Annotated in this window: 19 protein-coding genes and 2 pseudogenes; all 21 read right to left on the bottom strand. The window is 32.9% G+C overall.

Annotation, left to right across the window (positions count from 1 at the left end):
- Positions 1-584: 584 nt before the first annotated feature.
- Positions 585-1,655: a type III-B CRISPR module-associated protein Cmr3 gene (cmr3, locus tag I4N53_RS06750; RefSeq protein ID WP_012994798.1), complete on the bottom strand. Its 1,071-nt coding sequence runs from the start codon at positions 1,653-1,655 to the stop codon at positions 585-587.
- A 3-nt stretch (positions 1,656-1,658) separates the two neighbouring features.
- Complete coding sequence (gene cas10 / locus I4N53_RS06745; RefSeq protein ID WP_214495905.1) at positions 1,659-4,379, bottom strand: type III-B CRISPR-associated protein Cas10/Cmr2; 2,721 nt, start codon at positions 4,377-4,379, stop codon at positions 1,659-1,661.
- A 147-nt stretch (positions 4,380-4,526) separates the two neighbouring features.
- Entirely contained in the window at positions 4,527-5,330 is an 804-nt protein-coding gene (gene cmr6, locus I4N53_RS06740; RefSeq protein ID WP_214495904.1) for a type III-B CRISPR module RAMP protein Cmr6, read from the bottom strand.
- Positions 5,320-5,727, bottom strand: a complete 408-nt coding sequence (cmr5, locus tag I4N53_RS06735) for a type III-B CRISPR module-associated protein Cmr5 (RefSeq protein WP_012994795.1) — start codon at positions 5,725-5,727, stop codon at positions 5,320-5,322. Before cmr5 ends, cmr6 begins: the two co-directional genes overlap by 11 nt.
- The gene (gene cmr4, locus I4N53_RS06730) at positions 5,724-6,692 is read right to left on the bottom strand and encodes a type III-B CRISPR module RAMP protein Cmr4 (protein ID WP_214495903.1); all 969 of its coding nucleotides are present in this window, start codon (positions 6,690-6,692) and stop codon (positions 5,724-5,726) included. The genes cmr5 and cmr4 overlap by 4 nt, the downstream gene beginning before the upstream one ends.
- A 29-nt stretch (positions 6,693-6,721) precedes the next feature.
- A complete protein-coding gene (locus I4N53_RS06725) occupies positions 6,722-8,197 on the bottom strand; it encodes a TIGR02710 family CRISPR-associated CARF protein (RefSeq protein ID WP_012994793.1) in 1,476 nt (491 codons plus the stop codon).
- Between the two features lie 81 nt (positions 8,198-8,278).
- The gene (locus I4N53_RS06720) at positions 8,279-8,680 is read right to left on the bottom strand and encodes an HI0074 family nucleotidyltransferase substrate-binding subunit (RefSeq protein ID WP_214495902.1); all 402 of its coding nucleotides are present in this window, start codon (positions 8,678-8,680) and stop codon (positions 8,279-8,281) included.
- Positions 8,664-9,995 carry a type III-B CRISPR module RAMP protein Cmr1 gene (cmr1, locus tag I4N53_RS06715; RefSeq protein ID WP_012994791.1) on the bottom strand — a complete coding sequence of 444 codons (1,332 nt, stop codon included), beginning with the start codon at positions 9,993-9,995 and terminating at the stop codon, positions 8,664-8,666. The genes I4N53_RS06720 and cmr1 overlap by 17 nt, the downstream gene beginning before the upstream one ends.
- Before the next feature lie 20 nt (positions 9,996-10,015).
- Positions 10,016-10,315, bottom strand: a pseudogene (locus I4N53_RS06710) (nucleotidyltransferase domain-containing protein); the annotation flags it as partial.
- A gap of 23 nt (positions 10,316-10,338) precedes the next feature.
- The gene (locus I4N53_RS06705) at positions 10,339-11,661 is read right to left on the bottom strand and encodes a TIGR02679 family protein (RefSeq protein ID WP_214495901.1); all 1,323 of its coding nucleotides are present in this window, start codon (positions 11,659-11,661) and stop codon (positions 10,339-10,341) included.
- On the bottom strand, positions 11,654-15,820 hold the full coding sequence (locus tag I4N53_RS06700) for a TIGR02680 family protein (protein WP_214495900.1): 4,167 nt from the start codon (positions 15,818-15,820) through the stop codon (positions 11,654-11,656). The genes I4N53_RS06705 and I4N53_RS06700 overlap by 8 nt, the downstream gene beginning before the upstream one ends.
- On the bottom strand, positions 15,813-16,964 hold the full coding sequence (locus I4N53_RS06695; protein WP_214495899.1) for a TIGR02678 family protein: 1,152 nt from the start codon (positions 16,962-16,964) through the stop codon (positions 15,813-15,815). The genes I4N53_RS06700 and I4N53_RS06695 overlap by 8 nt, the downstream gene beginning before the upstream one ends.
- Positions 16,965-16,974: 10 nt before the next feature.
- Positions 16,975-18,462 carry a TIGR02677 family protein gene (locus tag I4N53_RS06690; RefSeq protein ID WP_214495898.1) on the bottom strand — a complete coding sequence of 496 codons (1,488 nt, stop codon included), beginning with the start codon at positions 18,460-18,462 and terminating at the stop codon, positions 16,975-16,977.
- 170 nt (positions 18,463-18,632) lie between these two features.
- Positions 18,633-18,983, bottom strand: a complete 351-nt coding sequence (locus I4N53_RS06685; RefSeq protein WP_013150021.1) for a phenylpyruvate tautomerase MIF-related protein — start codon at positions 18,981-18,983, stop codon at positions 18,633-18,635.
- 29 nt (positions 18,984-19,012) lie between these two features.
- A pseudogene (locus I4N53_RS06680) lies at positions 19,013-19,117 on the bottom strand (type II toxin-antitoxin system HicA family toxin); the annotation flags it as partial.
- Between the two features lie 15 nt (positions 19,118-19,132).
- Positions 19,133-19,339, bottom strand: a complete 207-nt coding sequence (locus I4N53_RS06675; RefSeq protein WP_006570141.1) for a type II toxin-antitoxin system HicB family antitoxin — start codon at positions 19,337-19,339, stop codon at positions 19,133-19,135.
- Between the two features lie 63 nt (positions 19,340-19,402).
- A complete protein-coding gene (locus I4N53_RS06670; RefSeq protein ID WP_012994785.1) occupies positions 19,403-19,780 on the bottom strand; it encodes a nucleotidyltransferase family protein in 378 nt (125 codons plus the stop codon).
- A 59-nt stretch (positions 19,781-19,839) separates the two neighbouring features.
- Positions 19,840-21,102 (bottom strand): Nramp family divalent metal transporter, encoded by a 1,263-nt coding sequence (locus I4N53_RS06665; RefSeq protein WP_214495897.1) that lies wholly within the window; start codon positions 21,100-21,102, stop codon positions 19,840-19,842.
- A 114-nt stretch (positions 21,103-21,216) separates the two neighbouring features.
- Positions 21,217-21,573 (bottom strand): DUF952 domain-containing protein, encoded by a 357-nt coding sequence (locus tag I4N53_RS06660; RefSeq protein WP_012994783.1) that lies wholly within the window; start codon positions 21,571-21,573, stop codon positions 21,217-21,219.
- Positions 21,574-21,622: 49 nt separating this feature from the next.
- A complete protein-coding gene (yfcE, locus tag I4N53_RS06655) occupies positions 21,623-22,165 on the bottom strand; it encodes a phosphodiesterase (RefSeq protein WP_214495896.1) in 543 nt (180 codons plus the stop codon).
- A gap of 432 nt (positions 22,166-22,597) precedes the next feature.
- The gene (locus I4N53_RS06650; protein WP_012994781.1) at positions 22,598-22,855 is read right to left on the bottom strand and encodes an ATP cone domain-containing protein; all 258 of its coding nucleotides are present in this window, start codon (positions 22,853-22,855) and stop codon (positions 22,598-22,600) included.
- Positions 22,856-23,068 lie beyond the last annotated feature (213 nt).

Raw genomic sequence — 23,068 nt, 5'->3', positions numbered from 1 at the left:
TTCCCTCCAGTTCTTGAAGGAGCTGTTTCAATTCCTTATAGGTAGGCTAAAAACTCAGATCATCTTTTGTTAGTTCTGGGAATAATACGTGTTTCAATTCCTTATAGGTAGGCTAAAAACATTCTTAACGTTACAAAAAAATATAAGGTATATATTGTTTCAATTCCTTATAGGTAGGCTAAAAACAGTGAAGTGCAAGCTGTACAAAGGAGATATGCTCAGTTTCAATTCCTTATAGGTAGGCTAAAAACCCATTATAACATGCATAAATAGCACATTAATAATTTACACTTTTTTAATTCATGTCAAGTTTCCTGACTTTATTATACCATAATATCTAATGAAATCAATTATTTTATGAAAACTTGCAAAATAAAAATGTCGTCTATCCCTAGATGTTTTTGCACTATTAGGGATCGACGACAAATTTATTACCATTGTTGTAGATAATAAACACAGCATAAAATGTACTTTTCGCTAATCCTATAGTCGTTATTACAATATATGGCTCCAGTTCAATAAACACATCTATATACTTTTTTCCTTGCTATAGTTGTTAAAAAGTGATATAGCAACAGTAGTAATTAATTTAACCAATCATATTCCCCCATCAAACATCTTCCAAATCCTTCATTAGCTCTGGCATCAGAAATTCCACATTCATATATTTTTTCTATTAGGCTATCGATTGGCCCCTCTAATATCTCATAATAATATACACTGCCAGCAGGAACTGCTTTTGACATGACTTTAGGTCTTTTATTTTTCATATCCCATCCACCAATACTAATTGGTTTACCTATAGCAGCAGCAATAAGCTTTACCTTTATATTCAACTTAGAAAAGTCTGGTTTCCATCCATTTTGAAATATAGAAGGAGTTACTAATATCAACTTAAATTTTCCTGTTTTTGTAATAATTTCTTTTACCTCCTCAGTAAACTTTTCTTCTAAAAACTTTGGTATATCATTTACCCGGCTTACCTTCGCAGCTTTACCTTCCCCCCCTAATTTCACCAGTCCTGTATCAGGAAAAGAGAAATCCTTGCATTCCACATCCACAACAAACTCCAATGAATTCTTTATATCTTTCGCCATTTTTATATAATCTGTCTTATATAAATATCCCTTTTTACTGGAACGTTTATCATAATCTATTTTTATTCCTATTTTATTTTCCTTTGTAACAAAATCATTGAAAGGTTTAAAAAATATGTTTTCTTTTATTCCTTTTAAATAATTACTCATAGCTAAATCATCAATTAGCCCTTTGACATTTTCCACTTTATTCGGCGAATATAACAAATTTATTTGTCCATCGCCTAAATCAGTTTCAACAAGAGGTTTACCTACCCTAAGAAATTCAAGTTTATTCTCCTCTTTATCTTCCTTATTTTTTACTAAATCCATTGGTACTAATGTATACCACGCTTCGCCATTTTTATAATATATTCCTTTTATTTTTAAATTTTTTTGAACAAACTCTAAATTTTGTGGATTTATACCATTCAACGAAAGGTAATAAGTAGCAAAAGCGCCATAAAAAACTGAAGGTGCTGGAGGAAATATGCCACTACCGATACCTTCAAATCCGGCACTAAAAGGATGTCCTTTGCCAAAATATACATTATCCAAAGGGGATACTTCAAAAAGCATAATTTATTTCTCACCTCCTCGATTCAAAAAAGCTAATATCGTTAAGAGGCTAATAAAATTGTCGTATTTTACCTCTTTATACAGAGAATATAGTAAAATGTATAAATCTCTTTCAACTTTTTCTTTTTCATCTTTACTTAAGTTCTCATTCAATGAACGTTTAATATTTCTTTTGAGCTCACTAATAAAAATGCCTTGTGGAAGAGAATCTACATCTAGCCTTTCCAAAGCTGCTTTTAATTTTCCAACAAAAGAAATACTTAATTTGTCTTCTTTAAAAAAGGAATTTATATCTTTTAATAAACCTATTGTTCCTTCTTTATTTCTTGCATCATCATAATTCCACTTGGCTCTGGCAATGTAATTCTCACCAGAATGCAAAATAAGTTTTATTGCAAAGGCATCCTTTCCTTCTACTTTTTTTGCATATTCTTCCTCTACCTCATCTACAGAAGCTATAACATTTTTTAAATCTTCTTTATAATGAGCTATAACTACCCCCATTGACGCCGTGGCTTTGTTTCCCATCATCACATCAATTTCCTCTTTTCGTTCCACAAATCCGGCATCTATTGTAAAATCTGGAATTATCTCATTATTAACAATTAAGTGCCCACTGAAAGCCGCCCTAAGTTTTACCATAACATCTAATAAATAATTAAGATTTACTATTGCAAATACATCATCTCCGCCAGAATATATTACTTTTCCTGCTCTTGTCTCTTCCACTATTTCTTTTACATATTTCAAAGAATAGTTCTTAAGTGCCTCACTAATTAAAGAGTGAACAGCTGGTGTCATTAGTCGCTTTTTATCCTTGATTTTTTCTTTAAAATCTTCTGGTAAAAAACCCTGCAATTTACTGTGGTACATTTCTAACATATAGGGTGCCAATTCTCCTGCTAACCATTTCCCCATGTTATCGCCATCAAGCTTTATAACGGCATAATATTTCTTTTTATTCAGTCTTATGTCTTTAATTCTTTTATCAATACTCTTTAATAATTCTTTAAGTTTGCCTAATCTTTTTGAATTAAAATCATAAGTTTTAAAATAATTTTCATTGAGATTTTCCTCATACAACAATTCATAATCAAAGTTATCACCGCACCACTTTTTGAATACTTCTTTGTATCTTTTTATATTTGTTTTTAGGTCATTATCTGAATTGTTAATTATATCTAGTAATGCTATCTCTGCAGTAGAGGGAAAACTTTCTTCTATGTTGTTTTTCCCAAACATATCTTTAAAATATATTTCTGCCGCCCTTTTTGTCAGGCATCTGCTGCACAACCCTTCTCCTTGTGCTAAATACTTATAAGTAATACTTTTATCATCACTTTTTTTGATTATTGCATTTTGTTCTCTAAGAAGTTTAATCTTATAACTTTCTTTCCCTTTTTCTATCTTTTCATCTTCTTCTCTCGTACACCTGTAGATAATAACATTGTGCTCACCGCATATAGAACATTTTCGCCCTATTTCTTCATATTGATTGAAGTTTCTTATGCCTTTTCTTGTCCCCATCATTTTCTCCATAAAAGAATAAAGTAACCCATAAATATTACCAATGTTAGGCCCGTATTCACCTTTATCTTTAATATATCTCAATAAATCCTTTATCTCTTCCACCTCATCACTGTTAAAATAATCCTTTATCTTATCCAATTGGATTTCCCAATCAGGCCTGTTTACATCCCCATTTTCTAAAGGCAACGCCACCCAATACACATCTGGAAAGTTTGATAATTGGCGTAAAAGCAATTTTTTTTGCTCATCATTGCTTTTTACAAGATGACTAAAAACATATTCCCCGATTTTTATATATTCATCTTTTACTGTTTTTTTAAGATTTAGTAACCTAATTTCTTCTACATTTTTTGTTGGTAAAATTGCAAAAAATCTGTTGGGAAGAGTAGGAGTTTTAAGGTCTTTAGTCGTAGTTGCACTGTTATTAAATAGCTTTGCTATCCAAAAATCGCACAAAGGCTGTTCTTTAAGTTCAGGGAATATTATAGAATCTGGTCCATAAGCTTCTATAACTTTTTCTATTGCTACCCATGTTAAATAAGACAAAATATAACTTCCCCAATACAAGTCTTGTGTCTTCCTTGCCTGCACAATATATTCTTGAACAGGACCTATTGTAAAAATAAATAGTGTCATATTGTTTAAATTCAATTCATTATAAAAATATGCATTCACCGCAGATGCCAATTTCAAATGCTCAAATATTGTGTGATTAGGAAATCGAGTATCAGCAGGAGCTAAATCCCAATATTTTCTATATTCACTTGGCGTATGTTTCTTTAAAAGCTCTTTCAAATAACGCCATAAATACACAAATTTTTTATAACTATCTTTAAAGTCTAGTTTTGATAACTCATCTACTGCTTCATCTACAGCCTTTTTAAACACTTCTTTTTCTATAACAAAATTATTATATCGATTAGCTGCAAGAGGATGAACAAACTCAGGTTGTTCTTCAAAAACAACTTGTAAATTTTTATTTTTACTGGCATCTTTAGGTATATAATATCTTTCCATAGATGAAGCTAAAACATCTGAAGCAATAGTTTTGTGGTAAGGAATATCTATTTTTTTAGATATTTCCTTAGCTCTTTTCTCATGGCTTTCACCTGTTAACAAAATAAATGGCTTATCTGGAGAATCATGAAAATATGCTTTCAATTTATTTTCAAATAACTCTTCTTTCTTACTCATTGGTAATTCCCTCCTACCAAAATTAAAAAAGCACTCACCACCATTATCTTTTGCTATTTCTATCCAAAAACTATTTTATCTGCTCCTCTTCTTGCTCTACTTCTAAAATTGTCCAAATTAATCTCCAATTAAGATCATAACTCCACTCTATGCATTTCTCTCGTTTTCCCTAATTAAAGTTAATTCTCCTGTGCCGTAACCCAGTGATGTCTTTGCTCCAATTCCCCCATATCTAAATGCCTCTATCATCCATTCTTCCATAGTCTTGTTTGCTATTTTTAAATCCTTCGTTTCCTTTTCTAAAAAAATTAGGGAAATATGAAAAATGGCATTTTCAACTATTAAAAAGAAAATAGGTTTGGGATTTTGCCAATCAGAAGGAGCTGAAGGATTTTTGCTTTGCGAATAATATTCGAAATAATGAGGATTCATTATATCCTGTTTTAAATAAAAATCATCATTTACAAGATATGAATCCATGAAAATTACTTTTCCTTTTTCACCCTCAGTACCAAAGATTTTCTTAAAATTATCATCATTACTATTTTCCTTATCCCTGAACTTAATCCAGTTAGATATTACCCCTTTTATAGCTTGTCCCGGAATATAAGGAATTCCATATATCCAGTGAAGAGTCATAGAAACCTCTCTGACAGACTCTTGCCCTAGCCCAACAACAATTTTATCATAAGGTCTAAACTCATAAGTAGCTACTTCATACCCTTGCAATTTATATTTATCTATAATGTATTTTTGCTTCCTTGTAAATTGAATACAGCTATCAAAAAATTCTTTTTTTGCTTCAGGTATTCTCTTTTTCTCTACTTCGCTCTTTTTATTAAATTCTATGTATTTGTTGAATAATAAGTTAAAATTTTCAACCTTTTCCATAGCATTTTTCAAGTAATAGCTCGTATCGAAAGGTATTTTTAATCTATTACTATTTATCATCGGGAATCATCCCTTCAGCAAACCTTCTTATCCAATTTATAAATTCCATGACTTCTTTTGTAATAGCTCGATAGGCATCACTTTCAAGTGATATAATTTTTTCTACCATATCTGCTGTTGAATTACTATATAAACTACTGACTGGACAATTTTCAGACTTAAGCCAACTATCTATATTGTTATATAGTTCTTGATATGCACTACTACCTTTTGCTTTCATAAATGCCAAAGTAGCACCAAGACCATTTGTTTTTATTATTGCCATTAATTTTTTTGCATAGGATTTATAATTATTTTTAAACTCTTCTTTTTCATAAGTAGCTACTTTTTTAACACATTCATAGGCAAACTTTGCCCTCTCATTTACTGTTGTCTTTATAGAATCCTTGTCGGTCATTTAATATCACTCCTATCTAAGGCACCAATTCTGACAATACCTTTTCCTATAGTAGCATTACCGCCAATTTGAATAATTTCATGTTTCCTTATTCCATTAAGGAAATAATCCAGTATAAAATCCTCATCTGGTTTTGATTTTTCTTCTTTTTTTATTTTTTCTTTTTCGGCCTCATCTATAAATAGCATAGAAGCCAATGCCAACGAATAAAATAGTGTATTTTCCGGAACATATTCTTCATTAAAAAGAGCTCCATTTTCAACAGTGCCTTTGCCTGGATTAATTCTTGTTCTAGTTATAACTTCTGTAGACATCTCTGTAAAATCTCTAAAATCATCATCTGAAATTACTATTATATCTTTTTTCATCTTTTCTCTAAAAACACTGTAGAAATCATTTTGTCCATTTTGACTTTTGGGAAAAAGAGTATCTGCTAGCCATTCAGAAAATTGTTGCAATTTATTATTTGATTTTACTTTAAAAGAATATTCTTCTAATATAACTACATTGTTATTTCCCTTATTTTGGAGCTTAAGATTAGAACCTTCAACTATAGAATTAGGCTCTATAGTCTCAATACCTTCTAATTCCTTTAGCTCATTTCTATCGCACAAACTTATTTCCTCTTTAAACCTTGAAAGAACATAGGGGCAAGTAATCCAACCAAAAATTCCTCTTGCCGACTTTATAGGAAACAACAAAATTCTAGCATCTAAAAAGCCTATAGCTCCTGCATAAAGGTCACCATCTTTTGGCCCAAATATATGCTCAACATTTTCTCTTAAAGATTCATCCCCTTTAAAAGCGCTTCTCAAAGCCCCTTTTAACCCTGAGGATTCAATTTTAGGGAATCCAGAATGTTTCTCTCTTTGAATTGGAAGGTCAACATATCCTAACTCCGAACCACTTCCCACATGGGTAGGAGTTTCAGTGTAAATAAAAAATGGCTTAGCTTTTTTAAACATATATAACCACCCTTTCCTTTAAATTTGATTCATTCTAATAGAACAAATTTGTAGTCCTTACATACCTTTTCAAATTCTATTCTCTCTATTTCACAAAAACGAATAAGAATCTTTTTTACTGTTTCATGAAAATCATTAAAGTCCTTCTCCATTAAAATGCCAAATCCATGAGCAAAAATTGATTTATTCCTCAGTTTAACTTTACGATATATCAAACCTAGTTCTATATCTTTTACCAATTTGTCTTCAATAGCTTTTAATAAAACATAAGCATCAAATAATGAAATACTGCTTTGTGGAAGTTCGGAATAGTTTTTAAAATTTTTGGAACGCTTTCTAAAAGGTTTAATATTTTCATTCATTTTTTCTAATAATTCATTTCCACCAACGGGCAATTTTGAATAATCTGGAAGAGAAACAGAAAAACCATAACTTGCAAGTCTGACCTGTGCGATTAGCTCTAAAATGCGATACAATAGTAGAATTGCCACATCATATTTTCCTTCATAACTTCGCCTTAAAGCATTAGTATAAATTGAAAAAAGAAGAGGTATATATACATGCTTATTTGTAACGTACTCCCATTCCTTATTTTTATCTTTTAAGTCAATCTCTTTTAGTGGTTTAATGAGTTCATGCTGCTTGTACAATATTTCTTCATATTTATAGCCAATTATATCTTTATCAATTGGTTTCCAACTTTTTAAAATTTTAAAGAGTTTTTCAAATCCCTCAATGGCTTCATTAAAAGAAAGGTTATCCCAACAAGAATAGATTTGTGATAACATTTTGTAGAAAGTATAATCTCTATAAGCAACTCTTTCTTCTAACTCAGAAAAAATTTTATACGCTGAAGCAAAATCGCCTTTATTAAAAAGTGCTATAGCTTTGTCCTTTTCCAAGTCCCCAAAAACTTCATAAGGGTCTTCTACGACCTTTAACTTTTCTGTACCTGGCCATGGCTTTCGCATTTTATTATTGTATTCACTAGCAACATAAATCAAATCGATTTTCAAATAGGCTCCTGCCATTGCCATCCCCGCAGACATAGCTTTAGTACCACCTGTAAAATCAATGGCAGTTTTATCGGGTTTATTCCATTTTTCTACATAAATTTTCTTTAAAACTCGGTAGATATCTACCGGATTGTCTTTTTCAATCTCTTCGGCAACGTATTGGGAAGGAAGCAATCCCGCCCATTGGATTACTTTGTCAAGATTCTCTCTTGAGTCTTTTGTGTATAAAAACAAGACTTGCTTGGGCTTAATAAAAGAAATTGTAAGCACGAGAGGTTCAAAAGAAAATCCTAATGACAAAATCAAATTTTCATATTTTTCTTTAAAGGAAACATCAGTTTCTAAATGAAACTTTTTTACTACCAAAGGAAATATTTCCTGGTAATAATAATCTTCTGCTTCTTTTGCTGGTTTCGTTTCCCAAATTTCTACTTTTTCTTTTATTTTCTTTTCGATTTCACTATTTGACAATATCCCTTCGCTTTCCATCTCCCTCTCTCCTTTTGCAAGAACAAAACAATTTTGCTATTATATTCATAATTATACCATTTTATTCTACAAAAATCACCTTTAGAATTCATCATTTTCAATTTTTTGTTGTATCGATTTGTAAAATTCCCCCAATTCAGCGACGTGTTCATCTTTTATTCGCTGAAAAATATCCCTTGACTGCTCATGAGTATAAGTGTGAACAAGTAAATTTCTATCCTCAATCATTTTTAGCCAAACTTCCTCATTTTCAATAAGATCGTTAATAAAAGCCTGTTTAAAGGCCTCACGAGGGCTTTTTACGATTATTCCTAAATCTGCAAGATACTCTTTCATCAACTTCCAAGCCAACTCATGGCAAAGCTCAAATCTTTTAATAGTTCCATCTATATCCAAGTCATCCTTTGCTACTTCCGTCGCTTTTTTAAGATTTTCAAAAGCTTTTGCAAAATCGTTAAAAAATTTCTCAACCCTTTCTCTCATAAAGTAAAACTCCTTCTCTATATATCTTTTCTCTAAATTCTTTATTGACTTTTTTCAGATTGACAATGTCAAAAGGTCCAATCATATCCATGGCCTCCACACTTTTGTCTGACTCAACTGCTATATCAATATCAGACTTCTTATTAAAATCTCCTCTTGCTCTTGATCCATACAAATATATCTTTTCGGGATCAATGTTTTCCTTTATCTTGTCTACTATCTCTTTCATAGAATCGGGAATAGATAATATTTTTTCTTCCCCTCTCTCCTTCAATTGAGCCCAAAACTCCTCAATAAGAGCATACTCTGGTTTTTGAGTTTTATCATTAAATTTTAACACAGCACCCTCTGGTAAAAACTGACCAGCAAGCCTTATTACACTCCAATAATACTTTCCTTCCACCTTAATAAGCTTTATTATAATGGGAGAAGTTCTTCTTTGGAATTTTTCTTTTGACTTCTTCTCAATTTTTACACCAATAACTGTTCCACCACTGCGATGCCTTACAGGAAGACCAAAAACAGCGCTTTCAAATACTTGTCCCTCAGTCCTTACCCTGAAATTTTTAAATATAGTCCCAATATCATTAAGTGCATCTTTCCATGAAGTAAAGCCAATGTTACTTATTATAAGCCGCGAGATACTTAGATTGCTATACTTTGAAGCAAAATAGGTCTTGTCTGAACCATTGATAATCTTTTTCGCTATCTCAAAATTTTTTACCAACCATTCTGCCACTTCATCAGAATTTTTCCCTTTAGGAATAAAATCAATAGAAACGTGCTCGTCCACCTCTGTTACTATGATATTGCCTCCTCCTCTTCTATTTCGTGTTCCAAAACCTCCGAAATATATGGCAAACCATAGTGAAGCCAAAGCATGATTTAAATACTTTTCTTCAAAGGTACTAATCTCAATATAAAAAGTAGAGCCTTCTTTTATGTATCCTCTCTCCCTATTTGGCAATATAGTAGAATATAAAAGATATTTTATACCTGCTTCTTTCACTCGTAAAGCCTTTTCCCAAAAAATTTTGTCACAGAAAACTTTTACTGTTACCTTGCTCTTTCCCTCTCCTTCTCCTGTCCCACCAAAAATTCCATTTTCTTCTTTTTTAAGTTTAGCAATATCATCCTCTGCTTTTACCGCTCTCCACCAAAAGCGCATCATCCCTTTAAACTCAGAAGGCCTTAATTCTGGTGTCCTTCCATCTGCCCCCGCCATAAACACAGGCGTTATTACTTCACATTTTAATCTTGCCTTATACACCTCTATCCCCTTCTTTCTTACACTTCTAACTAGAAATGACCTCATAAATATCTCCCGTTTGTACCTTAAATTCTATTATCACCTACAACACTTTTTACCCATTCTTTAATAACATCCATCTGCACTTTTCTAAAATATTCCATGTCCATATATTCTCTTAGAGTTTTAACCTCAAATTCCACCTTTACATCTTCATTTTCTTCAAAAATAAGTTTGCCGTGCTTTATTACTTGATGCTTAAGCACTGGATTTGCAGAATTTAATACTACCAAATCTATATCATTTCTTTTAAATATTGAAACCAAATCGCCAATTAAAGCAAGTTTGTCCATAGGATCATATCCATTCCCTAAAAGTACCGCAACTCTGAACCACTACAGACACCTCTTTAAGAAGGCATACTTATTACCTTAATTTTACCACCCCCCTTACCTTCTTCAATCAATCTTATATCATTTATAATATCATCTATTATAAGCTCCTGATACCCTGCTTTTTTTATTATTTTCATCTCTTTTGCCACATCAAAAAGTAAAGGTGATTCAATCTTATTTAGCTTACTAAGCCTTACATCATTTATGACTTCATTTGAAAGAGATTTTAAATAATCTTCTACACCGTACCTTAAAAAGTGAAACTTGTCTTTATACCTTTTGTACAATCTATCTGCTATCATAAGCCCCTCTGGGTCAAAATCTCCTGAGTAATATATCTCTGTCCCTTCTTTATAAAGCATGTCCAAGAGCAGGAGAGAAGAAAGTTTTGGCTGGCCATATGTGCATACAAGAGGAAATACTTTGCTTGTGGCATCTATTAAAGATGTAAAAACTGAAGGATTCTCTACAACATACACTTTCTTAGAAGGGCTTATGACCCTCTCAATTTTACTCAAATTTAAAAGAGGAACTTGCAAGACTTGATTGCTTTCATAAGCAGCCTTAAATACTTGATTTTCCGTATCGCCCTCATATGCCAAAAGTCCTGAGAGTGTGACATAATTGGATATTTCATCTATCAAAATACCAACGTTGTAATAAAGTTCTGATATTTCTTCACTTCCTTTTACTTCATTCAGCCCCAACAAAGTGCATAAGGCGTTTATAAACATACTTCCAGCTTCTGTATTTGAATCAAAATAGTGAGGATTACGTGCAATCTGGGAAGAAAACACCGGCAGTCTTTTCTTTTCTCCTTTATAAACAGGCAAATTGTTTATGGCATCGCATACGTACATTATATCTTTTTTTAATCCGTCCTTATCATTTAAATACCTCTGATTTACTGCCCTTACCCCTACAGCGGTTCCTTCATACAAACTTTTTAGCCAATCAATGCACTTACATTCCTGGTATTTAGAGAAGAGCTCTTTAAAGAACTCTTCTCTTTCTTTTGCCAATATTTCCATATCCTCTTTTTTGCTGGTGAGTTTTTCGCCAAAATAGTATTCCAGTATGTCTTTTAGCGTATACTCCTCAAATCGCGTATTTTTTAGCGACTCTTCAAACTTTGCTACATCAATGGATGCAGATTTTTTTGTCCTATAGTCTTTTTTAAAATGGTTTGTAAGTACTTCTTTTTCATCTTCCGTAAGATTATCAAGCTTTACAACGCCTCCAAGCCGTCCTAAACTTCTGTACTTTTCCCGTATACCTTCAAAAATCCTCTTGTATCCCTTTTTTTCTTTAAAATATCTAAGTTCTTCTTTATTCATTTATAGCACCCACCTCAAGAGCAGCAACCTCCTCTTTCTCAGGAAGTATAAGGTGCTTTACTTTTCCATCCCACAAATACTTCATGACCAATACAGCCTTTGCATTTTTTGGCCTTACAAGTTCATAAATTGAAAGCTTGGGAACAGTATCATAATCTCCCCACAAAACCTGCGAATTCATTATATAATTAAACCTTAGATCTTCAATCAGTTTAAACATATCCCTTATGTTTGTGTCATCAACTCCTGCAAATGCTTCATCTAGAGATATTATGCGAGGTGCAGTCGGCGATGCTCCCTCATATCTTGAATAAACCGCGGAAAATAAAGGTATATACATGGCCATCGCTTTTTCTCCGCCGCTCAACTTATTAAAAGCATTATCAGTAAGCTCCTTGCGGCTTTCCCCTTCTTTTCTGTAGTAAAGCTTAAATTCAAACCAATCTCTGTAATCTAATATTTCTTTCATAATCTTGTGAAAAGTTTCTGTATTGTTTTTTTCCTCCATTGCCCTCCTGGCTCTTTCTACTTTTGACCTAAAATGATTTACAACTTTATCGAAGACTTCCTTTTTCAGCATATCAGCATCAGATTTTAAAATATCCACAAGTTCCTTTGTATCAAGTTCTTCTTCATTAGAAGCAGGAATGCTTCTCCACTCAATAGAGAACTTAAGTCCGCTGGAAGTATCCCTTTCAGACATGAGTTTGTTCATTTTCTTTACCCATTCTTCTGCTTTAAAAATCTTTGCTCTTATCTTAATTCCCACATTGTGCATTATAATCTCTTCAAAAAGAATCTTATCAGTCTCTCTTAAAAGGCTTTCATTCGCCATTATATCTTCTTCAATATTAGAATAAAGCGTATATAAAGACACAATTTTACCATTTATATTTGCCGTAATATTGAGCCTTCTCTGCTTATTCTTTGCCTCTTTTATTCTTTCATTGTCTCCCTTACAAGCTTCGTCAAAGATATTGCCAATTGAAAGCCCATATTCCAAAAGTTCGTTGCGAGTTTCAAAATACACATTTTGAAGTCTCTCTGTAAACTTTTCTCTGTCAAAGCCCGCTTTGTCAAAAAAGCCTTTGTATTCAGAAAGAATGCTTTTACTTAATTTTAACATATCCTCCATTTCAACGTCTTGCTTGACAAAGCCAAGTGCTAATTCCTTTTTTAAACCCTCTTCAACAATATTGTAAATTTTCTCTTTAAGATTAATCTCTTCTTCAATGTTTAAAAGGTCTTTTAAGCTTCTCTGTAGCCTCTCCTCAAGTTTTGCTTTTTCGGCTGATTTATTTGTAATCTCTTTAGGTATTTCCTCCAGCCTTTTTAGGCAAATCTCCAGTTCTTTTTCGATTTCTTCAAGTCCAAGTTCTTTTAATGTCTCTTTTAGCATCTCAATTTTCTTATTAGAACTCTGTATTTTGTTTTCCAGTACGTCTATTTCGTACTTTAAGTTATCAATATCGTATTCTAAATCTTGTTTTTGCTGCAATAACATTTCTTCGTTTGAAATTTGCAAAACATATTTATTGTATAGTATTTCTACTTCATTAAGCCCTGAAGCGTATTCTTCCGCATATTCATAGGCAGAAGAATAGGTATCAATATCTGGATGTATGTTTATGCCAGATGTCAATTCTCTTACAACAGCTTTCTTTTTCTGAAGGTCCTCAAAACAGTTTTTAACTGTGAAAAGCTGTTCATCCAGTTTATGAGAGGTGTATTCGTAATCAGCCTTTGCCGTTTTTAAATATCTATATGCTTCTTCAATATCTTCTTTCCCGGGAAATGCCGAATATTCGTAATCCAGCCTCTGTATCCTTAATTTTTTTGCATTTATTTCCTCATCGATTGCAGATATTTCAGCTTTTATAGCCTGTATTTCTTCTTGTATAGATTTAATAAGCTCTTCTCTGTAGCGCTTTCTAGACTCACTCCCGATGTACTTTGATTTAACTTTATCCCGTGCTTTCCCTTTTATTACTCCTATTCCATATGCGCCATTTGAATCGATATAGGTTGTCCCGCCTTCTTCTGATACAAATATATTGCTTAAAGCATTTGAAATATCTTCTGGTGAAACTCCTTCTTCATTGTCAACTACTCTAAAATATTGAGATACATTTAGCATCATATTAAAGCTTCCAGGCATAACATATTTATCCGCCATATTGCTGTCCATTTGAAGAGCTTTTTCAAAATATTCTTTTGGCACGATAAGAGCATCCAAAAGCCCCATGTCTTCTATCGCAGCTTCTATATTGCCTCTTGTCTCTTCATCCACATCCTCTTTAAAATCAATCGCCATGTAAAGAGGAATGTAAGGAATTCCAGCTTCTTTAAGCCTTTTTCTGTTGTTTATGACTTGTTCATCTCTTTCAGGCTCAGGATCTTTTTTGTTTTTCCATTCCTCCAATAACTTTTCTTTCTCATGAAGCTGATTTTCTTTTACCTCTCTTTGATTTTCTAATCTTAAAATTTCTTGCTGAATTCCATTTAGTATTTCCTCATAGGGTTTTCTCACAAAAGCCAAAATATCGTCAAATCCTTTATCCTCTCCATACGCCAGTATGACACGGCTTAAGCCTTCCAATTGGCTACTTAAAAGCTTAAGCTCTGCATTGCCCTGTGACCAACTATAAACTCTTTCAACATATTCTCTTTTTTGTTCGTCAAAAAGCCTTTCTGCCTCATTAAGCTTTTTAGCCCTTTCTTCTCTTTCTTTTTTAAGCCTTTCCTGCTCTTTAAGTGCGGCATCATACCTTTTATTTGCTTCTATTTCTTCTCTCAATGCACTCATTGCACGCTTTATTTTATCTTTATGCTTTTTTAATTCATTTTTCCAATAAGTAAAATCAAATTCTTTTCCATACACTTTTTTAAGTTCATTTACAGAAAACTCATGTTCCATGAAATCTATATCCTGTGCAATTGAAGATATATCCTCTAATTTATCCTGTAGTTCTTTCTCCAGTTTGTATTTTTGTTCCTCAATGTTTTTTATCTTTCTTTCTAAACCATAATATTTATCTTGTTTATTACGGAGTTCTTCTTCTTTTTTAGACTTATCCTCCAAATACTGCTTATATCGATCCTCTTCTTCTAATAATTCTTTTTGGGTTCTTTTAGCATCACCACTTGAAAGCTGTTCTTCCTTTTTCTTTAAGGCTTCTCTTTCACTTTCAAGAGAAATGATGTCATTTCCTAAGTTTGCTATTGTACTTCTGTAATTTTCAATATCTTTAGTTAAATTATCGTATTCTTTTTTTGATGCGTATAAATCGCTGTATGCCTTTACTAAATCCCCAGCCTTTTCATAAAGAATGTATTTGTTGTAGTTGTCGTACTCGTTTTTAAGCTTTTTTACTGCAGCCATATTCCTGTAAAGAACATCAAGGTGCATCTTAATCTGGTCCATGTTTTCTATGGTTTCTGAGAGAGGCCTCAAATCATCATCTGTGAGTGAAGGCAGTGAAGCCTTCATAATTTCATATATCACAGTAGGCCTGAAGTCTTTGGAAAGCTTTGGACTTCTAAGCTGTATCAGCAGTTTTATGAGCTCGTCGTATTCCTCAATAGAACTAAAGCCAAAAATGTATTTATTGACCATTTCCATGTACTCTTTTTGGCTTTCAACTACTTCTCCGCCTTCACCTATTCTATTTTTAAGTTCTTTTTTGGTAAGTGGGACTTTTACTCTTTTGCCGTCATCGCCTATTTCCATTTTGTGTAAAAAGAAGTCGATACCTATACGCCTGCCGTCAAGTATTACAAAGCCCCAAAAGTCCATATTTTGATGCCTTTTCGCTTTTAGTCCAATGCCTATTGTAATGTAACTGTCTTTTTTTTCTTTTTTAAATTCCATGAAAAGATAGCCAGTTCTTTCATCAAGCCCACTTACCTCTTCTTCCCCAAGAAGATAGTCCTCAAGCTTTCTCGCCTTTGAGCCAAAGGGATCAAGTCTTTCAGGACTTTTGTTGCCATCTAATACTAAAGGTATGAAACTCTGCATTGTCACTGACTTTCCAGAACCATTAGCACCTCTTAAAAGAAGCCTTCCATCTGCAAACTCAAATATTTCATCATCATAATACCAAAAATTAAGAAGCCCAATCCTGTTAATCATCCATCTTTCGGCTAATTTTTCACTCATCTGCACCTTCTCCTTTTTCAAAATCTGGAGGATATTCCCCAATTAACTTTGCCGCCATAGGCAATATTTTAATAGAATGCAATTCCTCAACTCTTTTTATCATCTTAAAGCTTTCCATGTTTTCAATGACCTCTTCTATAAGCTGCTTTTCACTCATTTCCCTGTAAGACTTATACCAACCATCACTAAATCTTTCCTTTACTTTCAAAATAATATTTATAAATTCTGCTTCAGTTATATCTATAGTATCATCAGGATTATAGGCGAGTTTTCCATCTCCAATCATTTGTCTTATAATTTTACTTACCTGCAGCATTATATCAGATATGTTTTTGTTTTTGTCGGGAAAATAGGACTTTAAATATTTGTTGTCATTAAAGAGAACAAAAGCAGAAGTTTTGTGAAGGTGAAGTTTTGCATCAAGATACTCCTCTAAATCTTTCGCTATGGTATTTCTGTAATTTTTTATATACATGAAGTCTTGGTCATCAGGTCCTTCACTATACACAGCGGGTGAAAGAATAAGTTTTCGGTACGCCCTGTGCCTTCTCTGTATAACCGCATCTTTGGGGTTTGAAAGATTTAAATCCTCCTGCAAAAAATCCTCAATCTTCATGTCTTCTGTAATTTCTCTGTTAAAAGACCTCAAAAAATACCTTGAAATGCCTGTGTTTTCGTAAAGAACTTCAGTATCTTCACTTTCTGAAAACCTCTCGTGGTCACCATCATCTATTTTAATTATGCCAATATCTACAGCAAAATTGAGCACCCGCACAAGTGACTTTCTGTGCTGAAAAAGCGTCCAATCTACTTTATCAGGTCCATCATACTGCGCCTCTATATATTCCGTTATATTAGACAGTACAAACTGGTCTTCAGGTCCTTTATCCTCCAAAAAAGCTAAGAGCAAACACAAAAATGCATAATCCATAGGCATTTGAAATGCATCTATCCCCATCCACTCTTCAACATCTGACGGCACTTTTTCTAACTTAATAATATATGGGTTTATAATCAATCTATATCCTAACTTCTCTTCAACAAAAGGTTTTATTTTATTCTCAGCATCTCTTATTTTGTTGAAATTTTCCCTATCATCTCTCAATATCCAAAAATTTTCAAGAAGCATCTGAAGTTCTTCCATATTTTCACCTTCAATCCACAAATTCAATTACAATATCAGGCATATCAAGATTACCATCCGTGCATTTTAGTATTGCTCTCTCTCCATTCTTTGGTATATGAAGCCTGTATGTTCTTCCATCTTCTGTTTTTCCTGTAAAGCCATTTCTTGCCATCGCTTTTCCTATCCATTTAAGTATCGTTGCCCTCACAAAAGGTTTTACAACAGGTAAATCCTTTATCCTTATTCTATTGCCAACAATGCAACTTGCTATTATTTCATCTTCTATATTTTTCTGATTGAGATACTCCATCAGCATCTCCGTCTTGTCAGCACTTCTATCAATAATCGCATTTGTCTTAACATAATTACCGTAGCTCCTTGTTTTTGGCTTTATAATCACTTTAAAGGGCGGTTCTTCCCATACACTCTGGTTTACACTTTCTGTCTTTCTTTCAAAATCACCCTTTATGTGCCTTGTGTAAAAGCAACCGAAAACCGCCGCAGACAAAAGGTGTGCTTCTTTAATACTACCTGCTTTTGCAAACATTTTAGAAAGAGCAATATATTCATTCTTTCTACTGGCAGCTTTCATCCTGTTTTCTGCTATTCTCGCCGCATACATTGTTATTTTTCTGATTATTTCGTTTGATATATTAAGAAGCCTTACTGCCTCGCTGTCTTCAAAATTATGACCTGTAAACCAAAAAGATATGTTATTCCACTTATCCATCAAATCTTCTTTTACTTTCTCTTCATTTAAAACCCTGTCAATTCTTGGGATACTCATTTCATATTGGCATAACTTATCTACAACGGAATTGACAACCTCCGGACTCACCTTTTTCAAAAAGCTCTCTATGGCAACAGAAAATCTCTGAAGGTCTTTTATAAAATCTCTTAAATATTCTATAAGTTTGTCTTTGTAAATGATAAACTGTTCTGACTTCATAAGTTCATCAGCGTTAGAGCTTTGAAGACTTGCAATGTAATCTGTCGCATTGTGATATATATTTTCAAAGTCGGTATTGAGGTCTTCCCACCATCTGTTTATTTCCTGTAAATCCTCTTTTTTCGCCATTTCATTTATCTTTATTAAATTGCGGTAAATCCTTTCAAATAAAGACGGCTGTAGTGACCCACCATAACCGACGATGCTTTCCAGCCTTATAGTCATTCTCTCTATCTCAATAGAATATGGACTTAATTGATACCTGAATTTTTTGTTTTTAAATTCGTCAATCGTAGAAGCTTTACTGGTATCTTGTGTCGCAATAAGGTTTTTCCATTCAGTAAGTGCTTTTAAATCCTGCTCACATTTTTCCATTGTATAGTCGGAAAACACATCAAATTGACTTACATACTCATATACATCCTCTTTGTACAGCCAATACTTAAATTTCTGGTACTGCTCATAAAAATACCTCATGATGAGGCGATATCGCGAAGCATTTTCCGCAGACAAATACTTTACCTCTTCAATCGGTTTTATCACATTCAAATCAAGTTTATCTTCCATAACACTTCACCTTGCATCTATATTTCATAATATATTGTAAACTTAATACTCCATCATTTCAATTTATTTTTTGACTCTTTAAAACAAAAATCCTTATCACTTCCCAAATTTATGGAAATAATAAGGATTCAAAAAATCTTCACATCATTTTCACTTTTAAGATTCCATTCTTAAAAAGTAACTCCATTATAACCCCAATTCTGTCCTTCTACCTCTTGGATAACTATATAAATGTTGTCTTTTCTATAACCCAAAACCTTATTTAGAACATCACAAATTCTTTTTGATATTTCTTCCTTTTGTCCCCTTTGAAGTTTGCCAACAAGCTTTATCTCTACAATGCCACCCTCTTCAAGAGGTTGTCCATGGAAAAATATATCCTCTTCTTCAGTAAATCTTACCATAAGCCAATTTTCACTTTTCCCTGCAACTTCATACATCACATCGGCAAATTCTTTCTTTAAAACTTCCTTATTTTCTGGCACAATTTTTTCTTTTGTAATTAAATTTACAATTGGCATAAATCTCACTCCTTTCCAATAATAAACCATCATAAATGTTTTTTAAATTCCTCTAATGATATTCCTGCCTGTTCGAGAATACTTTTTAACGTTCCTTTAGCTATCTCATAATGGAACGGTACAATAACTAACTGGATATTTCGATCCCATTATATTGCTACCTCCACTGTTGTTATAAATAGCGGCTTTTCTTCCAGGTCAAGCTCTCCATTTTCATAATACAACTCTAACGCTTCTTTTAGATTATCTAAGGCCTCCTCTATAGTTTTCCCCTGAGATGCAACACTGTTTTCAATACACTTTGCTACATACCAATTTTCTTCTTTTTGAATAACTACAGTAAACTTAACTTTCATACTATCACCCCACCAAAATTATTATTTTAACACAATTAGTATTATTTACCTTACCCACATCCACTACCCTATTTCCCTCCCCTCTTTCTCTATTTCCTTTAACAAAGCCCCCGTAACATCCCGTTGTGTAACTATACTCACTTTATAAGGCCTTGCAATCCTCTCTATCTCAACAAACATTGTCCAGTAGTTAAACTTATCATCATCCCAATCATCTACAAAAATATCAATATCCGAAAATTCCCAAAAATCAAATCCCCTTGCCAGTGATCCATACAAGACAACTTTACTCACATTATATTTTTCTTTTAAAAATTTAGCAATCTTATGCGCTTTATCTAATGCATCCTTTTTTCGTATTTCTAGCATTTCTTTCTCTTTTTCACTCTTTAACCGCCAATTTTCACGTATTTTCTTTTTCTCTTCATCAGTAATACTCATCTTCCTCACCCCACAAAATTCTTTACATATATTCCACCATTTTATAGCATTTATATCAATCATCCAACAAAACTCATAAGAAGCATCACATTTAAAACCGTCACTATTATTCCTATAGTCCACAACAATACCTTATAAAGCAATGTATTTGCAAACTTTCCCATTATCTTCTTTGAAGAAGTCAAATAAATGAGCAAAAAAATTGTAATGGGAAGCTGTACACTTAAAAACATCTGCGAATAAACCAGTCCTTGAAAGGGGCTTTTTACAAAGAATATTATTAGCACTGCAAAAATATATGTAATTCCTACACCAACTTTTGTATGTGCATCCTGTATATCATAAGGTTCTCCATATATCCCCGCAAAAATACTTCCTCCTGCCATACCAGCTGTAATAGACGAAGAAATTCCTGCAAAAAGAAGAGCCAAAGCAAAAACCACTGCTGATGCATTTCCCAAAAGAGGTTTCAACATCTGCTGTGCCTGATTAAGCTCCGTTACAGTTACATTATTGGTAAAAAAAGCCGATGCTGCAACAATAATCATAGCACTGTTTATTCCCCACCCTATTATCATAGAAAAGATAGTATCAAAATACTCATAATTAAGCTGTTTTACAATAACTTTTTCATCTTCTAAATTCCACTGCCTGCTTTGTATTATCTCCGAGTGCAAAAACAAATTGTGGGGCATAACAACAGCACCAAGTACACTCATAATTATAGGCATAGAACCTCCTGGAAATTCTGGTTTCACCCAGCTTGAAGCTACCTCTGCCCATTTCACATCAACTAGCGAAAGCTCAAATATAAAAGAAATGCCAATAAGAGATACAAAACCTATAATCCATTTTTCTAACTTTTTGTAGGAATTTGTATAAAGCATCCATGATACAAATAAAGCAGTAATCAAACTCCCTATTTTTATAGGAATATTAAAAAGCATTTGAAGAGCTATAGAAGCTCCTAAAATTTCCGCCATCGCTGTCAAAATAGCTGCAAAGACAGCTGAGACAAGAACTAACCTCGAAGTAAAAGGCTTTAAATATTTAGTTGCAGCTTCAGACATGCAGTATCCAGTAGCAATTCCCAGATGCGCAGCATTGTGCTGAAGTATAATAAGCATAATGGTCGATAAAGTTACCATCCATAAGAGCTTGTAACCATAGGATGACCCTGCAGCAACATTAGAAGCCCAATTTCCCGGGTCAATAAAACCAACAGTAACCAGTAATCCGGGTCCTATGTATTTAATAAAATCTAAAGCCATAAGTTTAGGGCGATGATTACCTTTAAATAAATTTTTGACTTTTGTAATCATTTGTTCACCTCATCTTAAAATTTTAATCTGCACCTTTTACAACTGCAAGAGGCACAAATTGAGTAACAGGTACAGTAATTTCTCTATGTGATTTTCATTTTTAATACAATTACGTTATTTGAATAATCTAACAAGTTCTTCTACGCCTGCTGGAAGAGAAAAATTACCATCCAAACCAGGCTCGAACTCACACGTTTTTACAACTGCATCAAGATTAAGTGGTCCATAGATGTGCGGGTAATATTCACGCCCACCTTTCTCAAAATGAATTTCAGCTTTAACTTTGGACGAATCAATGCATAATAAAACCAGTCCTTTTTCGTTTTTAAAATTAGCATTTGCTATATTTATTATTTGTTCAGCTGTGGAACAGTGTATAAAACCTTCGAAAGATAAACTTCTAGGACTATATTCGCCTTTTTCTAAGCCATCTTCCCAGTCTTTGCGTTTTGCAATATGCAAAATTATCATGATACTTCATCCCCCATTCTTAATATTATTATCTAAAAAAGGAAAAATTTTATATAACTACTCCAGTTTCCAAATCAATTATATGAACACTTCCACTTTCAACTTCAATAAACCCTACTGAATTAATCTTATCTTCCCTTTTGCTAAGAGATGTAGAACCCGGATTAATCACCACACAATTTTCAATCTTCTTTATTAAAGGAATGTGTGTATGTCCCATTATAAAATAATCCAATTTATACTTCATAATCAACTTATGTATATCTTCGTCAGAAATACTGTGACCATGATTAATCATAAATCTCTTCCCTTCAATGAAAGCAAAGACATAGGGTGTTTGTATAGGCACCTCAAGCATCATTTGGTCAACATAAGCATCACAATTCCCTTCCGCAATCAAAAGAGGAACAGGACAAGCATTTATCGCCTCAGCAAGTTTTTTAGGGTCATATCCATCGGGAATTGGATTACGTGGTCCATGATATAATACATCTCCTGCATGTAAAATAATGTCCGAATCTTTTAAAAAATTCCATGCTTTTATCCATGACTTATAATCTCCATGAGTATCACTTATAACACCAATTTTCATAAAATATCACCTCCAATGCTTTTGATATCTTACCCAAAATTTGTCCCCTCTAAGGCCACAGCGTTTTTAATTCTCTATTTATCATCTCAATATCAAAATCCCTATATCCCCCTATTGTTCCCCATACTATAAAGTCTACATATTTAGGATGGCTTTTACTCACCCCCATGTTTTCAGATTAATTCCACTTTTTTCTCTTTTTAATTTTACCATTCTGTTACCTAAAATCCAATACAAAAATTAAAAATATTCCGATATATTTAGGCAAAACTAAAAAAAGAATAAATTATATAAAAGTTCCCTGGCAAAAGAGCCAGGGTTATACATATCCTAACAACAATAAAAATTGAGGCATTTTATATTTAAAATTTTCGTAAAAGATTTTTAAAATATAAAAAATAGCCCCACTTATCTTACAAGCACTATAAAACATTAAAAATTCATATATGCCTTTGCAACATCTTTAAATCCATTTTTTTCAAGCGTATCTATAACAATTGTCCTAATCTCATCAAAAGAAATTTGTTCTTTTCCAAGTTTTTTAATGCTTTTTTCTATATCCCTTGCTATATTATGTAAATCCGATGTATTTAAAGGTTTCCCAGCATCATCTGATGCAGCCCCAATACTTCTCACAATTTTGTCCAAATCAAACTCCTGTAATCTACCGTCCCTTTTTATAACCTTCATAGTCCCCTCTCCTTTTTTTGTTCGTTATATAAATATAAGCTCATATAAAGGTTTATATCACAAAATAATCTTAGATATAACAATATTTTCTATAGCAGAGGTCAGTAAAAGTCCTCAAGTGCCTTTACCTATCGTCGAAAAATTCTCCTCTTATGTAGAACTGTTACAATTCTTCTTTAAAATCAAAAATGCGCTTTTATCCATTTCTTATTT

Source organism: Thermoanaerobacter sp. CM-CNRG TB177 (assembly GCF_018588165.1).
Taxonomy (GTDB): domain Bacteria; phylum Bacillota; class Thermoanaerobacteria; order Thermoanaerobacterales; family Thermoanaerobacteraceae; genus Thermoanaerobacter; species Thermoanaerobacter thermocopriae.
Note: the sequence above shows the minus strand (reverse complement) of the source record. Positions and strands in the feature narration are given on the sequence as shown.

Coding starts and splice junctions, on each gene's coding strand:
- cmr3 (WP_012994798.1), bottom strand. CDS start 1,655: ATGCTTTTTGAAGTATCCCCTTTGGATAATGTATATTTTGGCAAAGGA.
- cas10 (WP_214495905.1), bottom strand. CDS start 4,379: ATGAGTAAGAAAGAAGAGTTATTTGAAAATAAATTGAAAGCATATTTT.
- cmr6 (WP_214495904.1), bottom strand. CDS start 5,330: ATGATAAATAGTAATAGATTAAAAATACCTTTCGATACGAGCTATTAC.
- cmr5 (WP_012994795.1), bottom strand. CDS start 5,727: ATGACCGACAAGGATTCTATAAAGACAACAGTAAATGAGAGGGCAAAG.
- cmr4 (WP_214495903.1), bottom strand. CDS start 6,692: ATGTTTAAAAAAGCTAAGCCATTTTTTATTTACACTGAAACTCCTACC.
- I4N53_RS06725 (WP_012994793.1), bottom strand. CDS start 8,197: ATGGAAAGCGAAGGGATATTGTCAAATAGTGAAATCGAAAAGAAAATA.
- I4N53_RS06720 (WP_214495902.1), bottom strand. CDS start 8,680: ATGAGAGAAAGGGTTGAGAAATTTTTTAACGATTTTGCAAAAGCTTTT.
- cmr1 (WP_012994791.1), bottom strand. CDS start 9,995: ATGAGGTCATTTCTAGTTAGAAGTGTAAGAAAGAAGGGGATAGAGGTG.
- I4N53_RS06705 (WP_214495901.1), bottom strand. CDS start 11,661: ATGAATAAAGAAGAACTTAGATATTTTAAAGAAAAAAAGGGATACAAG.
- I4N53_RS06700 (WP_214495900.1), bottom strand. CDS start 15,820: ATGAGTGAAAAATTAGCCGAAAGATGGATGATTAACAGGATTGGGCTT.
- I4N53_RS06695 (WP_214495899.1), bottom strand. CDS start 16,964: ATGGAAGAACTTCAGATGCTTCTTGAAAATTTTTGGATATTGAGAGAT.
- I4N53_RS06690 (WP_214495898.1), bottom strand. CDS start 18,462: ATGGAAGATAAACTTGATTTGAATGTGATAAAACCGATTGAAGAGGTA.
- I4N53_RS06685 (WP_013150021.1), bottom strand. CDS start 18,983: ATGCCAATTGTAAATTTAATTACAAAAGAAAAAATTGTGCCAGAAAAT.
- I4N53_RS06675 (WP_006570141.1), bottom strand. CDS start 19,339: ATGAAAGTTAAGTTTACTGTAGTTATTCAAAAAGAAGAAAATTGGTAT.
- I4N53_RS06670 (WP_012994785.1), bottom strand. CDS start 19,780: ATGAGTATTACTGATGAAGAGAAAAAGAAAATACGTGAAAATTGGCGG.
- I4N53_RS06665 (WP_214495897.1), bottom strand. CDS start 21,102: ATGATTACAAAAGTCAAAAATTTATTTAAAGGTAATCATCGCCCTAAA.
- I4N53_RS06660 (WP_012994783.1), bottom strand. CDS start 21,573: ATGATAATTTTGCATATTGCAAAACGCAAAGACTGGGAAGATGGCTTA.
- yfcE (WP_214495896.1), bottom strand. CDS start 22,165: ATGAAAATTGGTGTTATAAGTGATACTCATGGAGATTATAAGTCATGG.
- I4N53_RS06650 (WP_012994781.1), bottom strand. CDS start 22,855: ATGAAGGTTATAAAAAGGGACGGTAGATTACAGGAGTTTGATTTGGAC.